The organism is Arthrobacter sp. M2012083, from assembly GCF_000281065.1.
Lineage (GTDB): Bacteria > Actinomycetota > Actinomycetes > Actinomycetales > Micrococcaceae > Arthrobacter.
The window spans coordinates 1-13752 of sequence record NZ_AKKK01000023.1 but is presented as its reverse complement, the minus strand read 5'-3'; the positions used below and the strand labels follow the sequence as shown (position 1 = coordinate 13752).

Below are 13752 nucleotides of genomic sequence, written 5' to 3'. Positions count from 1 at the left end.
CCGGCTTTGGCGCTAGCTCGGCGGGGCCGTTGTTTCGCGCACGATCAGTTTGTGGGGGGCCACCTCTGAATGCACCGCTCCCGCGTTGCCGTCCAGCTCATCCAACAGCATCTTGGTGGCGAGCTCGGCCTGGTTGTCGGGACGCTGCCCTACCGTGGTGAGACCCACTGACGACGAGAAGTCGTGGTCGTCGATCCCGATGACCGAGAGGTCCTCCGGTACCCGGACCCCGTGGCGGGCGGCTTCGAACATGACACCCATCGCCATCTCGTCCGAGGAACAGAAAATGGCCGTTGGCTTGCGGCCGGGCTGACTCCAGAGGCGGGTGAAGGCCTGCTGACCGCTGGCTACCGTGAAATCCCCCCATTGGTCCCACTCCGGGCGGACTTCCAGGCCAGCGTCGGTCATGACTTCCTGGAAGGCACGGATACGCACTCGGGGGACGTCGAAGTTCAGGTCCGTTTCGTCGTCGCCATGGAGCAGCGCGATGTCCTTATGGCCCAGGTCCAGCAGATGCCGCACGGCGGTGGAAGCGGCGTCGTAATCATTGATGCCGATGTACGCACAGTCCTCAACGTGACCACCCACCACTACCAGCGGGATATCGATCTTATGGAGGTGTTCCAGCTCTTCCTCGGTCAACGACATACACAGCACCAGCAGGGCGTCGATTTGTTTGTAGACCATGGTGGAACTGAAGAGCCGCTCCCTGTTGCTGCCGTGGCCGCCCAGATTGAACAGCGAAAGGTTGTACTTGCGGGAATGCAACTCCCGGTCCGCCCCTTCGATGGCCTTGGAAAAGAACCAACGGCTGACGAAAGGGGCCAGCACGCCTATGGTGCGTGTTCGGCCCGTTGCGAGTCCCGAGGCCGACGATGACGCCACGTACCCTAGGGAACTGGCTACTTGGAGAATCTTTTCCCGGGTCGTGGGCGACACCCGGGGCAGTCCCCGGACCGCCCTGGAAACTGTCGCAGTGGAAACTCCGGCAGCAGCGGCAACGTCCTCGATACTGACGCCGGCATGGCCGCCGCGTTGGGACCTACCCGTTGTTTTTGACACAGGCTCCCCTCTCCGGCCGCCGTTGCTCCGCCTTCACCATAAATGTGGACTTGTGCTTTGCAGCCCTCGGTTACGCTGCGATGTAATGCGCTGCGCAACCGAGGGTGCAGTTCCTAACCCTTGAGGCCACCGGAAAGCAGGCCGCGCACGAAGTAGCGCTGCAATCCGAAGAACACCAGGAGCGGAATGATGATGGAGACGAATGCTGCTGCAGGGTTCAGGTAGTCCCTGGCACCACGCGTGCCGGAGATCTCCGCCAAACGCTGCGTGATGGGAGCAACGTCTGCCGTTCCACCGGAGAACACCAATGCCACCAGCAAGTCATTCCAGACCCAGAGGAACTGGAAGATGGCCAGGGAGGCGAGTGCAGGAACCGATAGCGGCAGGATAATCCGCCAGAAGATGGTGCTGTGCCCAGCGCCGTCCACCCTTGCTGCCTCGATGACTTCACCGGGAATTTCCGAGATGAAGTTGTGGAGCAGGAAGATGCCCAGCGGGAGGCCGAACATGGTGTGGGCAATCCACAGCTGCGCGTAGGAGCCTGCCGGGAGCTGCAGGGTCTGCGTGAAGAACTGCAGGAGCGGAATCAGCGCCATCTGGAGCGGAATGATCTGCAGGGCAAAGACGAAGATGAAGAGTGCGTCGCGGCCCTTGAACTTACCCCACGCGAAAACGTACGCGGCCATGGACGCCAGCACCAGCACAAAGATGGTGACCGGGATGACGATCGCGATGGAGTTGACGAAGTACTGCGAGAGGTTGGCGGACTGTGAACCTGCGGGAGTCAGGACATCCACATAGTTCTTGAACGTGAAGTCCCAGTCAATAAAGGCATTCCACCAGCCGTCGGAGCGGGGACCCACCTGCTTGGCTGCGGGACGGAACGAGGTGACAAAGAGGCCGAACGTCGGCACGGACCATACGACGGCGATGATGATCGCTGCCGCTGTTGCCCACTTGGAGGTGAGCTTCGTTTTGACCCGACGCATGATCGGCTGGGCGTCCTCCGTGGGGTCGGATCCAGGACGCTGCCGGGTGGCTTTCGAGGCCTCTTGCGGGGCTGGCGTGGCTGTCAATGGATCTCCCTTTGCTTGCGAAGGACTCGAGCGTTGTACACGACGATCGGCAGCACCATGAGGAACAGGACCAGGGCCAGAGCGGCACCACGTCCCGGCTCACCGGCGCGGAAGGCTTGCGTGTACATTTCGTTGGCGACCACGGACGTGTCGTAGTTGCCTGCCGTCATGGTTCGGACAATGTCGAAGACCTTCAGCGTGGCGATGGTGATGGTTGTCAAAACCACCACCAAGGCACCGCGGATACCTGGAATCGTGACGTTGCGGAACTGCTGCCAGGCGTTGGCTCCATCCAGGCGGGCCGCCTCGATGAGTTCCACGGGGACACCCTTGATGGCTGCAGAAAGGATCACCATGGCAAAGCCGGTCTGGATCCAGACCATGACGATGATCAGGAAGAACGTGTTTTCCGGGGCGTCCAAGAGGAACTGCTTAGGGTCCATGCCCAAGGCGTCCCGGAAGAAGTTGATGACACCGGTCTGCTCGATGTTTGGACCGCGGTAGTCATACACGAGCTTCCAAATGATGCCGGCGCCCACAAAGGAGATGGCCATCGGCATGAAGACGAGTGACTTCAGAACCCGCTCTCCACGGGCCTTGTCGATGAACACCGCATAGGCAAGGCCGAAGCTCGTGGACAGCAGCGGAACCAGGACCGTCCAAATCACGGTGTTCCGCAGCGTGGTCAGAGCCTCGGGCTGCGTGAACATCCATACGAAGTTATCAAAGCCGTTGGCGTTGCCGCCGGCGTCCGTGAAGGCCAGCATTGAGGTGCGGACGGCCGGATATACCAAGCCAACGAGCATCAGGATAGCCGCGGGGGCAAGGAAGCCCGCAACGGTTACCTTGTCCTTGACCGATTTGGGTGCCCTGTCCACCAGCAGCATGATGAGGCCGATAACCGCTGCGAATATCGCCAGGGCTATCACTACTTGTAGGAGTTTTTCTCCAATAAATTCCATACCCAACCTCCGGGGCGTGAGTGAATCACTAAGTTCCGGGAAAAGCGCTGCCTCCCCGGCTGGGAGTTCCAGTCAGGGGAGGCAGCACTTTGGGAGTTAGCTCTTAGGCCAGCTGGATTCGATGCTGTTGGCAACATCCTGCGAGGACGTGCCGTTGATCCACTGCACGATTCCCTTCCAGAACGAGTTGGAACCAACTGCACTCGGCATCAGGTCCGAGCCATCGAACCGGAAGACAGTCTCGGGGTCCTGAAGGATCTGGACCGTCAGCTTGTCGAGGTCCGACTGTGCGTTGTTGGGATCGAGGCCCTTGTTGGCACTGACTACGCCGCCAAGCTTGACGCGGTTGTTGGCGAAGTCGGCGCTGGCCAGGTAAGCCAGGAACGACTGAACTTCGGCGGTGTCCTTGTATGCGCCTACCATCTCGCCGCCACCGGTGACAGCCTTGCCCTTGCTTTCGTCAATCGGCGGGGTGATGAAGGCCCAGACGTCGCCGTCCTCAGCAACGTTGGTTCCTGCAGGCCAGTTGGCTGCCTGGAAGTTGGCCTGGTGGTGCATGGCGCAGGTTCCATCCAGAACGGGCTGGCCGGCCTGGGCGAAACCGGTGCTCAGGATAGTGCGAACGTCGCCGAAGCCACCGTTCACCATGTCCGGGTTGAGCAGGATGTCGCCGGCCTTGTTGAAGGAGTCAACGATCTTGGGGTCGTTGAAGGGGATCTGGTGAGCCACCCACTGGTCGTAGACCTCGGGTCCGTGGGCGCGCAGGACGACGTCCTCGATCCAGTCAGTGCCGGGCCAGCCGGTTGCCTCGCCGGATTCGAAACCGGCGCACCAAGGCTTCACGTTCGGGTCGTCAGCGGCGATCTTCTTGGACAGTTCGATCATTTCGTCCCAAGTCTTGGGAACTTCCCAGCCCTTGTCCTTGAAGGTCTTGGGCGCGTACCAAACAAAGCCCTTGACGTTCGCAAGCATCGGAGCGGCGTAGTACGTGCCGTCCACGGTGCCGTACTTCTTCCAGTCCGGGGACCAGTTCTTGTCCACGAGATCGGAGACGGTCTTCGGAGCGGGCTTCAAGTAACCTGCCCGTGCCTGGGTGGCAAGAAGGCCGGGCTGCGGGAAGATCGCCACATCAGGGGCGGTGCCGGACTGGGCACGGACACCGATCTGCGTTTCGAATTCCTTGCTGCCCTCGTACTTAATGGTGATACCCGTGCAGTCTTCGAACTGCTTCCAGGATTCTTCGAGGTTTGTGGCTTCGATATCGACGATCGTCGAGTAGACGGAGACGGTCTTGCCGTCATGCTTGCCATAGCTTTCGTAGGCGGAGCAATCATCCGAGCCGGCGGTGGATCCTCCACCGCCACCGTCTCCGCTACAGGCGGAAAGGGTAAGTGCCAGAACACCGGCGGCTGCGACCGGTAGCAGGTACTTGGTTTTCTTCATGCTAAAGACTCCTCGCTGAGTACAAAGATTCGGCGGCGCAATTGATGTGGTGACGCTCACACTAGCCATGATCCTTCGCCTAATGCAAGCGCTTACACATAACGTAACCGCATTGATACCAAGCAGCCTTCGCTTTCCTGCGCAGAGGCCTTTTTCGGGGTGGAACGCCAAGTGTCGGGAAGGCTCAATGCCGAACTCATCTCCACCCTGATTTGATTGCCTACTATTGCCTATGGAAAACTAGGAATCGTGGATGAACTTGAAGCACTGCAGACTATCGGCCGCCTGATCAAGGAAGAACGCTTGGCCCAAGGCCTGAGTCAGGTTCAGTTGGCCAAGCAGGCTGGTACTGCCATCAAGACAGTCCGAACACTGGAATCCGGGACCCGCAGGACGCAGGAGATCAACCAGCGCAAGCTTGAGCATGCCTTGGGCTGGAGGGCAGGATCCGTGTCAGAGGTCCTGAAAGGTAAGTCGAATTTCGCTCCGGACATGATCACCCCTGACGACATGCGCTCGGGTGACGAATCACGCCCAGGACCTCCCCGCGTCACCGTGCCCAGTGCTCCCGTTGCCCGGGCCTCGCACCTATCCGACGAAGAGCTCCTTGCCGAGCTCACCTACCGGATGATGCACCGGAACAGGGGCTGACCAGCCCTAGTTGACTGCCTTTCGCCGCACCATCTCATTGATCCAGTCCGGCGCGAACGGCGACGTGCAGTGAGGCGGCGTCGGGTAGTCCTTCAGCACTTCCAATCGCTCACCGATGCCCAGGGCCCTGGCCCGGTGTTCCGGAAACTCAATTCCTATCTGTGCCAGGCAGTGATTCATGGCCCACTGGAGGCGGTCCGGAGCGTCCTTCATGTCGGCCTCGATGACGTCAAGCAGTTGCACGAGGTTCAGCCCGTCGGGCTTCTTGACGACTCGTTCGGAGGTCAGTGCCCACCCGGCACTTGCCACCACGGGATCAGGATCGGAGAACCATGCCAGCCGCAGATCTTCGGAATGCGGGCTTTTCTTGACGACGTAGTTCACCAGCCAGTCCTGCACTTTGGGAGTCCGCGCTTCGCGCAGCATGCTATCCAACTCGGCCCGCTCAAAGGCCTTGGGACGGCAGATCAGGAGTGCCAGCAACCTGGCGGCTGTATCACCCGTGTCCCACAGCTCCCGCGAGAGATCCTGCTGGGTCTTTAGCCTCTTCGCGACGGCGCGCAGCTTGCTGAGGTTGACCCCATGGTCATCGCCATGCTTCTCATTCACCTCGCGGGCGCGGGGTTCTTCCAGTGCCGCCAGCTCCGCCAAGAGCCCGGCCACGTTGGTCTCGAGCAGAGATTTGTCAGGCACAGGCATTGAAGCCACTGTTGTTCCAGCCACTGGGGCCTCCTGTCCTTCGGGTATGGGATTCAGGCTACCCGCTACTGTGAGCGGGAGGGCAGCCCACGGCACTGCGATTCACCCCAGTGAAGGGCCCTCAGGATATGAGCGAGCCCCTGACGATGCTCACGCTGGAGTGGCCGGGATTTCCGTCCAGGGGTTCATCCGAAACGTCGACGATGGGGAAATCGGCCAAATTCAGGCCCGCCGGAAGAGGGAAGGTACCTGAGTCCGACTTCATGATTCCCAGACTGATCAGCCGTGTGAGGTCCCTGCCAATAAGCCAGACCTCTTGGTAACCCTGCGCTTCTTCTTTGCTCAGTTTCACTTCCAGGGTTCGCGTTCCATCCGAGGACTCAAGGACTGTCGCTGATCCTGTGGCAGTGTGCTGGGCAAGTGGCGACAACTCTGCTCGTGCCAACGGTGTTGCCGCCTGGTTGATGTTCCATAGGGTTGCACCCGCGATGACCAAGGCACCAGCTGCGGCGACCGCCAGCCAGGTCCCGCGGCGTTGCCACCCTTGGGGACGCTTCTTGCCTGAACGTATGTCCGCGGGTGGTGCTGGTAGCTGACCTGGTTCAGGCGGAGCGGTGGGGCCGGGCTTGCTGGTTTCAGTTCCTGTTGCAGAGCCCGTTGCGGAGCCCAAGGGGTCTTCCCGGATTGCGTCCGACAAACCCAGTTCCCGGTGAATACCACTCCATACGCCGGGTCCGGGCACCTCAAAGGTGCTGCTGTCCGGCGTAGTTTTCATGGCATCAACGGCGCGGCGCAATGCGGCGTACTCCGCCGAGCAGGCATCACAGCCGCTAAGGTGCTGTCGCCCCTCCTCATCGAGCCAGTCACCGTACAGCGCCAGGAGGCTCAACTCTTCCGGATCAATGTGCGGCATGGTCAACCTCCAGTCTGCTTCTTAGGTGGATCAAGCTACGACGAATGTGGCTCTTGACGGTACCAAGCGGTAGTTCAAGCCTGCGGGAAATCTGCTCGTGCGTCAGGTCTTCGTAGAACGCCAATTTCATGATGGCACCCTGCGGTTCACCAAGCCGGTCCAGTTCTCCGTCCAGGAGCAACCTGTCGGCCAGCACCTCGACAGCTTCCTCCGCTGGACCTCCCCCGCCAGTGTCCTGGACCTGGGCGACGGCAAGGACTCTACGAACTTCCCGGTTTGACTCAGAGTGGGCGTCCGCAATGACGTGGCGTGCAATGCCCACTATCCATGCCGGCAGCCCCGCGACCTCGGGTTTGAAGGTGTCCCGGGAACGCCACACCCGGATAAACACCTCTTGCGTGGCGTCGTCGGCCGCGGCACGGTCCCTCAAGGACCTCAAAGCGAGCGTGTGAACCAGCGGGGCAAACTGCCTGTAAGCAGCCACAAGTGCAGACTCATCCCCCGCCATGAATAAGGCGGTCAAAGCATCGTCCCACGCGGAAGAAACCTCGTTTGGGGATACCAAAGGAGACTCCTTCCCGGCGTCAGCGACGAGGACCACGGCCGGGTTGGGATGCTTATTCAAGGACCGCGGTGACAATCACATTGTCGCTGTAGTCCATTCGTTCGTCCAGCCATCTGCCGCCGCAGGTGACCACCTTGAGTTCGTGCGGTCCGGTCCGGCGGAACAGCGCGTCGCCGTCAAAGGCATCCTTGGCCATCAGCGTGACGGAAACAACGCGATAGTTGAGCGCTGGAGCACCCTCCCGTCCTACGGTTATCAAGGTTCCGGCCGGCAAGGATTTCAACTGGGAGAACGGTGCTTGGTCGGAAGTGGTGTCGATGTGTCCGGCCAGGACAGCTGTGCCTTCCGTGGCTCCGGGGGCGGATCCGAATCGATACCATCCGGCCTGGTAGAAGGTCTCCGGTATCTCCATAGCCCCACCGGGTGCCACCCCCACGGGGATAACGGCCATGTCAATTGACGTTCCGGCCACCTGGAGCGACACAGGAGGGGGAGCCGCCATGGGCTGCGTAGGAGTTGTGCCCTTCAGTGGGAATTCGGCAGGTGGTCGGGAAGGCTCCGCAGGGGGCAGCGACGGCTGAGTCTGCTGCCCGCTGGGGTTCGGGCCGCTTGCCTCATTGAAAGCACTACCGGCCGTCGACGGTGTCGCGGTTCCGCACGCCGTCAGAACGAGCACTGCCATCGCGGCGAGCGCCGCCATCCGGCGGCTTCGGCTTGGCTTACTTGGTGTCATAACGGTTGTTTCCTGGCGGTCTACGGCAGGAGGCTCCGGCTGCCGTGATTGATGCGGGGTCCTGGCCGTCATCATCGGACGACCAGGACCTGTTCCGCTCTGATGTCATGCTGTTGCTTTGGCCTTAAGGCTTCCTTGCGGCGGAAGTACGAACCTTTCCTAGCCCGACGACGATCAGCAGCAACGTTGCCGCCGCGAGTCCGCCGCCCAGAACCATCTGCCCTGTCGGGACACCGCCCGATGAGCCGTCCAAGGCGCCAGGTACCGATCCGGGAGCCGAATGCAGCCCTTCAATGGTCTGCACCGCTAGTTGAAGGTTCTTGTCAGCAAGGCTTCCCCACGCATAGACGATGGTGTGAGTGCCTTCGGCCACCGTCACATCGGCCGGGCCAATGACAGGTGCTGTCGTACCTGTTGCGGCCACAGCGGCTGAAATCGTACCCGGGTCAAGGGTGAGCGTTTGCTCATTGGGGTTGGCCAGGTTGGTCACCACGGCAGTGCCGCCGGCAAGCACATCCACAGCTGGCGCCGCGGCCGTGTGCCGGACCGTCAGCTTGCCCTTGCCGGCATCGATGCGCGAGACGTCGTTCGTGAAGAAGTTCGCGGTTGGCTTCCCGGCCGCATCGAGGTTGGCGACGGCGGTGTAGTTGCCGTTCGCTGCCAAGGTCACGGTCACTGGCCCGATAACAGGGGCGGAGGCATCGGCTGCGTCCGAGGCGGTAATGGCCAGATCGTAGGCACCGGGCGGAAGTGCCAACGGCCCGGCCAGAGTGCCGGGAGTGAAGTCGTCCAGGGTTCGTGCTCCATTGACCCAGACGTCAACGGTCAACCCGGGAACACCGTGCAGGACAGACAGGTGCGCGTCACCCTCCGCCGCCTGCGCGGGGACAGCCAAGACGATTGCTGCTGCCAGTGCTGCGGCGCTGGCTCCTGCTCCTGCCGTAAGTATTCTGCTGCGCATATCCTTCTCCTCAATCGGCCCGACGTGCGGGGATTTTGCTGATACCCCTACTACCGACGAAAGGCAGGCTATGGATGCGGAAGCGCTGTATTTTTTGGGATGTTTCTCAGCGGACCCTTTCGGCCTTGGTGAACCTGGACCGGGCACCGGAAACCATATGCACCAGCACAGGGGTCTTTTGTCCGATCACGAGGTCCAACGCTTCAACAAGCTGCGACACTTCAGCTGCAAGGATATGGGGCGCCACTCCTTGCCTGGGTTGGATGCGAATACGCAGGCCCGGTTTGCCCTTTACCTCCAATGTCGCCACGGATGCACCAGCGAGGTCGGTCCGTTCAGACAAGGCTGCCCGTAGCGCCTGTTCCGCTACGCCACCACCGATCCGGACTTCACCGTCCACGTCGCTGTCGTCGTCGCTGGCCACCAGCAAGTTGGCCCTGCCTTTGCCCTGCTGTGACAGCCAAGCGATCATCGCAATGATGATCGCCACGAGGATCAGGCCTGCCACAATCCACAACCAGCTTTCTTCGCGTCCGGGGAGGTGCGTCTGCCGGAAAGCATTTTCGGCGCCTGCCCACACGGAAGCCGACCAACCATGCCACCAAGTAGCCACTGCCGGCACAGTAGCCAGCAGCAGGAGAAGCAGCCCGATGGCCAGCAGTTTCACACCGATGATGAAGAGCAGTACGCGGTTGAGGGCCCGCGGTGTTCCGTTCACGCTCCGATCACCCCCGACGACGCCAGGTTGACCCTGACAGCAGGCATCGGCACGGGCGACATTTCTTCAAGTTCAGCCTGCACGGCAGTCAGCACTGCTTCTTCGCTGACCCGGCTGCCCGAAGTTGGCCGCACATTCACCACAACCAACTGTCGCGAGACAACTACCATGACTTGTTCCTGGGTAACGTTCGCGGCAGTTCGTGCACGACGTGCCAACGCAGAGGCCAAGACTTCGTCATCAACCACGACGGCGGTCCGTGGGTCCCGGAGCAAGTGACGGGCGCGTCGGCCCGGCAGAACAGCGTGGAGGAGGAAGAAGAGGCCGACCATGGCAATGACCGCACCACTCGCACCGAGCAGCAGGGGTGAGATGCCTTCCGGAAGTGCGATGATGCGCTCTGCCGCGGTGGTGGGGTCGATCAGCCAGGGTGGCTGCCCAATGGCGCGGACACCTGCTTCGAGGAGTGCGTAGACGCACAGAACAATGACCAGGACGGCTGCAATAACGGACGCTCCAGCACGGGACGAATGCGTCTCACGGCGCAGGATCCGGCTCATCCCGGGGTCTTCCCCGGCCACCGGGCTGGCTCCCGCGTTCGGGTCCGTTGATTTCACTTGTTGTGTTTCCTGATCCTGGGTCACTGGACGCGGCCTCCCTCAGTGACGTGCGCTCCACTGATCCTGATATCCACCCTGCTGAGTTGGGAGCCGCTGAGCCGCGTGACGGTTTCAAGAACGAAAGCCTTGGCCGCCACGGCACGGTCCCAAATGGACCCACCAAATCCCTGGACACGCTGCGGATCACGCAACACCTCGGTCAAAGCCGGGACGCTGATAGGTGCCACGATGGACAAAGCCAGCAGGCCGTCGTCGTCCGCCCAATCAGCTCGGATGTCGTGGGCCTCAACGCCGAGCGCCTCCGCTGCAGCGGCCCGAGCCAACGATGTCAATGCCTGGGTACTGATCCGGTTATGGCCGGCCAGGCTGGTGGTGTACTCCACAGCCTCAGCCACGCTCATGACGAAGAGCGCCGGCCCGTAATGGCGTCCAGCACACTGCGGAGATCCAGCTTGCCCTCAGCCGCGCGACCAAACAGCGCGCCGATGCCCATGAACAGCAGGGAGATCAGGAAGCCCCATAGCCCGAACGAGAAGGACATGAAAGCCACGAAAGCGCCGATAGCGATTCCCACCACGGTCATGCTCATTGGAGAACCTCCCTTTCCACTACCACTGTCTTGCTTCCCGCGGGTTTGGCCGGCGGTGCAATGAAGACATCAGTGATCTCGATATTGACCTCAATCACCTGAAGGCCAACCAGTTCCTCCACAGCCCGGTAGACCGCCGCCCGGACCTGGTTGGCGATGCCATGCAAAGGGTGACCGTAGAGTGCAACCAACGTAATGTCCACGGCCACTTGGGTCTCCCCCACCTCGGCGCGGACGCCTGCTGCGTGGTCCGAGCTTCCGACGGCGTCGCGAATGGCCCCCAGCGCGCGGGACGGAGCCGAGCCCAAGGAGTAGACGCCGGGCACTGTGCGGGCAGCGATGCCCGCAACTTTGGCGACGGCCGCCTCGGAAATGATGGTGCGTCCGGTACCAAGGATTTCGCCCCCCGGCACGGGATCAAGCTGCACGTTCTGGTCTTCCACGGAGCACTCCCCTTCTCTTGAGTACCACCCTAGCGTCTAGCTCCGACGCTTTGGGAGAAGCGTCGGAGAGAAGGGAACGTGCCTGATCGCGGCTACTTGCAGTTCTTCTCGGTCCAGTCCTGGATGGGCTTCATCAGTTCTTCAAACTGCCCGTCGCCATATTTGCTGAAGTCCGAGCCCGCAGCCTCCGTGAAGGCCCGAAGTTTCTCGAACGCCGGCTTCAGTTCTTCCGGCACTTTGCCCTCCATTTGGGACAACTCCTGTTTAGCCTTCTCGATGTCCTCGGGCTTGCCTCCAGCCATTGCCGCCAGCGGAAGGATGGTGACGCTCAGCATCGTCGCGCTTACCGAAAGACAGGCCTCGGACATGGATCCGAACTCACCATAGACACCACCGGTTGCCGCAGTTGCGTTGGGGTCGGCGCTGGCGTCGGGATTCGCGCTGGCGCCCAGATCCGCGGCTGGCGCCTCCGACGACGCCGCCGCACTGGGCGTGGACTGAGCAACAGGCATCGGGAAAGAGCAGGCGTTGAGTGTCAGCATGACAATCAACAGGGCAGCCGATAGCAGGCGCCCGGACGTGGACAGGCGTGGACGTTCGATCGTGACCATGGTTCCCCCAATAAGATGCGTGCGATGACAAGCCGGCGAGGCAAGAATACGCCGGGGAACATTCGGAGACCATAGGCGGGTTATCCACAAGCCCGAATTCCTGACTGGGACGCGATTGTTCGCCCCACCTAGACTGGCCGACACACCACCAAAACAGCTGCTGGGGAGCCTGTCATGCCACGCCACTCGTTCATGTCTTTGTCTTTTGTTCGCGCCCGCCCAGCGGTTTTGGTTCTCGCTCTTGCAATGCTCTTGAGCGCCTGCCAGGGCGGCACAACACCCAGCAGCCCAGCCTCCCAAACAGGCACGACGACGGCGCCGCCCACCTCGAGCACTTCGCCCATCGTTATGCCGTCAGGGAGCACAGCAACTCCGCCGACGGCCGGGGTCTACAAGCCAGCAGATGCACAGGGGAAAGCGCAGAACGTGCCCGTTCCCGTGATGCCCGACCTGGCTAAGGAGAACTCAAAGGCGGGGCTGGAGGCGTTCATACGGTATTGGTACGCGCAGCTGTCCTATGTGGGAGAGACGGGTGACATGTCGTCCTGGCTACCACTGATTTCCCAGGATTGCCGGCTTTGTCTTCGTCTCCAGGAGTCCGGCGAAGATGGGTATGTGGATGGACGGTGGCTGGTCGGCGGCAAGATTTCAGTGCCGGCCATTGAGATGCAATGGTCTCCCGGCATCCTGCAGACGGCTAAGGTGCAGGTCATTCAGGGTCAAATCGACTACTACAACGCGGACGGAAGCGTCGGGCGACCGAGATCGGAAGCATCAAATGATGCTTTTGCCTTCTTCGCTAGGTTCGTCGAAGGCGCCTGGACGGTGGTAGACCTTGGCGTCATCGAGTAGGACCTCCGTGGTCATCCGCGTAGCCATCGGGATGGCATTTTGGCTTATAGCGTTCTGCGCTCTGGCATTACCTTCCGCGAAGGCTGATGACGCGTGGGCTGCAAACAATGCGGGCGATGAAGGAATTGATATTGGTGCCCGGTTCAAGATTGATCCCGCGACCGGACAGTTGGCACCTAGTCTCGGTGGAACATCAAACTCTCCTGCCGTCGACGATCCGAATCAGTACTTGGCCGATACCCACTGCCGCGCCGACGGACCCGACACTAAGGACCCGGGCTGCGACGCTCTCAGCTGCCCGGCCACCAATCCCGCAGGCGAAGAAGGCACACCGGTCATCTGGAAGGAAGCGCCAAAGGCGATCGCCAACCCCGGTTGGACGGATTGGATCCCTGTCAGCGGCCCCACCTGCCTCTACGACCCCGAGCCCGAAAACGTCCTGGCCAACATCGCGGCCAGGATCCTGAACGACTTCCGCCAACTCCCCGTCAACCCGGGAAGCCTCGAAGCCCAGCCCTTCCCCCACACCCTCAAAGGCGGACCCACCAACTTCTACGCCACCACCGGCGAACAAGGCTTCGACGTCACCATCCTCGGCCAAGCAGTACACCTGATAGCCACACCCGCCAACTACACCTACACCTTCGGCGACGGCAGCGCCCTCGGACCCACACCCGCCGCCGGCTACCCCATCCCCGAAGCCGAATGGCTCAACAACGAGACACGCACCAGCCACACCTACACAGACACCGGCAACTACCAAGCCAGCCTCACCACAAGCTTCACCGGCACCTACTCCGTCAACAACGGACCCCCACTACCCATCAACGGAACCCTGGACATCACCACACCCG

The 13752-nt window shown here is 61.4% G+C and carries 18 protein-coding genes; 3 read left to right on the top strand and 15 right to left on the bottom strand.

What is annotated here, in order from left to right:
• Positions 1-12: 12 nt before the first annotated feature.
• The 4 genes from A477_RS0111955 to A477_RS0111940 form a co-directional block, all read right to left on the bottom strand.
• Entirely contained in the window at positions 13-1062 is a 1050-nt protein-coding gene (locus tag A477_RS0111955) for a LacI family DNA-binding transcriptional regulator (protein WP_017199227.1), read from the bottom strand.
• A gap of 113 nt (positions 1063-1175) precedes the next feature.
• Positions 1176-2138, bottom strand: a complete 963-nt coding sequence (locus tag A477_RS0111950) for a carbohydrate ABC transporter permease (RefSeq protein ID WP_017199226.1) — start codon at positions 2136-2138, stop codon at positions 1176-1178.
• Positions 2135-3100 carry a carbohydrate ABC transporter permease gene (locus A477_RS0111945; RefSeq protein WP_026005566.1) on the bottom strand — a complete coding sequence of 322 codons (966 nt, stop codon included), beginning with the start codon at positions 3098-3100 and terminating at the stop codon, positions 2135-2137. The genes A477_RS0111950 and A477_RS0111945 overlap by 4 nt, the downstream gene beginning before the upstream one ends.
• 96 nt (positions 3101-3196) lie before the next feature.
• Positions 3197-4543 carry an ABC transporter substrate-binding protein gene (locus A477_RS0111940; RefSeq protein ID WP_017199224.1) on the bottom strand — a complete coding sequence of 449 codons (1347 nt, stop codon included), beginning with the start codon at positions 4541-4543 and terminating at the stop codon, positions 3197-3199.
• Between the two features lie 249 nt (positions 4544-4792).
• Here A477_RS0111940 and A477_RS0111935 point away from each other — a divergent pair, with 249 nt between their 5' ends.
• Positions 4793-5194, top strand: coding sequence for a helix-turn-helix domain-containing protein (locus A477_RS0111935; RefSeq protein ID WP_017199223.1), 402 nt, complete (start codon positions 4793-4795; stop codon positions 5192-5194).
• Positions 5195-5200: 6 nt separating this feature from the next.
• Here the strand turns inward: A477_RS0111935 and A477_RS0111930 are convergent, their stop codons facing one another.
• The 11 genes from A477_RS0111930 to A477_RS0111880 form a co-directional block, all read right to left on the bottom strand.
• Positions 5201-5917 (bottom strand): DNA alkylation repair protein, encoded by a 717-nt coding sequence (locus A477_RS0111930; RefSeq protein ID WP_017199222.1) that lies wholly within the window; start codon positions 5915-5917, stop codon positions 5201-5203.
• Positions 5918-6014: 97 nt separating this feature from the next.
• Entirely contained in the window at positions 6015-6806 is a 792-nt protein-coding gene (locus A477_RS0111925) for an anti-sigma factor domain-containing protein (RefSeq protein ID WP_017199221.1), read from the bottom strand.
• On the bottom strand, positions 6793-7407 hold the full coding sequence (locus A477_RS0111920) for an RNA polymerase sigma factor (protein WP_017199220.1): 615 nt from the start codon (positions 7405-7407) through the stop codon (positions 6793-6795). Before A477_RS0111920 ends, A477_RS0111925 begins: the two co-directional genes overlap by 14 nt.
• Before the next feature lie 16 nt (positions 7408-7423).
• Positions 7424-8104, bottom strand: a complete 681-nt coding sequence (locus tag A477_RS0111915) for a class F sortase (protein ID WP_017199219.1) — start codon at positions 8102-8104, stop codon at positions 7424-7426.
• 124 nt (positions 8105-8228) lie between these two features.
• Positions 8229-9065: a DUF4397 domain-containing protein gene (locus A477_RS0111910; protein WP_017199218.1), complete on the bottom strand. Its 837-nt coding sequence runs from the start codon at positions 9063-9065 to the stop codon at positions 8229-8231.
• 106 nt (positions 9066-9171) lie between these two features.
• A complete protein-coding gene (locus A477_RS0111905) occupies positions 9172-9783 on the bottom strand; it encodes a hypothetical protein (protein ID WP_017199217.1) in 612 nt (203 codons plus the stop codon).
• Complete coding sequence (locus tag A477_RS0111900; protein WP_017199216.1) at positions 9780-10427, bottom strand: DUF6286 domain-containing protein; 648 nt, start codon at positions 10425-10427, stop codon at positions 9780-9782. The genes A477_RS0111905 and A477_RS0111900 overlap by 4 nt, the downstream gene beginning before the upstream one ends.
• Entirely contained in the window at positions 10424-10804 is a 381-nt protein-coding gene (locus A477_RS0111895) for a hypothetical protein (protein WP_017199215.1), read from the bottom strand. The genes A477_RS0111900 and A477_RS0111895 overlap by 4 nt, the downstream gene beginning before the upstream one ends.
• Positions 10801-10992: a hypothetical protein gene (locus A477_RS0111890; RefSeq protein ID WP_014920563.1), complete on the bottom strand. Its 192-nt coding sequence runs from the start codon at positions 10990-10992 to the stop codon at positions 10801-10803. Before A477_RS0111890 ends, A477_RS0111895 begins: the two co-directional genes overlap by 4 nt.
• Positions 10989-11435, bottom strand: a complete 447-nt coding sequence (locus A477_RS0111885) for an Asp23/Gls24 family envelope stress response protein (protein ID WP_017199214.1) — start codon at positions 11433-11435, stop codon at positions 10989-10991. The genes A477_RS0111890 and A477_RS0111885 overlap by 4 nt, the downstream gene beginning before the upstream one ends.
• A 92-nt stretch (positions 11436-11527) precedes the next feature.
• A complete protein-coding gene (locus A477_RS0111880; RefSeq protein ID WP_017199213.1) occupies positions 11528-12046 on the bottom strand; it encodes a hypothetical protein in 519 nt (172 codons plus the stop codon).
• 174 nt (positions 12047-12220) lie between these two features.
• Here A477_RS0111880 and A477_RS23310 point away from each other — a divergent pair, with 174 nt between their 5' ends.
• Positions 12221-12898, top strand: a complete 678-nt coding sequence (locus A477_RS23310) for a DUF6318 family protein (RefSeq protein WP_157367088.1) — start codon at positions 12221-12223, stop codon at positions 12896-12898.
• Between the two features lie 7 nt (positions 12899-12905).
• Positions 12906-13752, top strand: an 847-nt coding sequence (locus tag A477_RS22280; protein WP_017199211.1) for a hypothetical protein, incomplete at its 3' end; no start/stop codon positions are given.

Bases quoted from the DNA above. Each gene is read 5' to 3' on its own strand.
- A477_RS0111945 (WP_026005566.1), bottom strand. From the start codon at position 3,100: ATGGAATTTATTGGAGAAAAACTCCTACAAGTAGTGATAGCCCTGGCG.
- A477_RS0111940 (WP_017199224.1), bottom strand. From the start codon at position 4,543: ATGAAGAAAACCAAGTACCTGCTACCGGTCGCAGCCGCCGGTGTTCTG.
- A477_RS0111925 (WP_017199221.1), bottom strand. From the start codon at position 6,806: ATGCCGCACATTGATCCGGAAGAGTTGAGCCTCCTGGCGCTGTACGGT.
- A477_RS0111915 (WP_017199219.1), bottom strand. From the start codon at position 8,104: ATGACACCAAGTAAGCCAAGCCGAAGCCGCCGGATGGCGGCGCTCGCC.
- A477_RS0111910 (WP_017199218.1), bottom strand. From the start codon at position 9,065: ATGCGCAGCAGAATACTTACGGCAGGAGCAGGAGCCAGCGCCGCAGCA.
- A477_RS0111895 (WP_017199215.1), bottom strand. From the start codon at position 10,804: ATGAGCGTGGCTGAGGCTGTGGAGTACACCACCAGCCTGGCCGGCCAT.
- A477_RS0111890 (WP_014920563.1), bottom strand. From the start codon at position 10,992: ATGAGCATGACCGTGGTGGGAATCGCTATCGGCGCTTTCGTGGCTTTC.
- A477_RS0111880 (WP_017199213.1), bottom strand. From the start codon at position 12,046: ATGGTCACGATCGAACGTCCACGCCTGTCCACGTCCGGGCGCCTGCTA.
- A477_RS23310 (WP_157367088.1), top strand. From the start codon at position 12,221: ATGCCACGCCACTCGTTCATGTCTTTGTCTTTTGTTCGCGCCCGCCCA.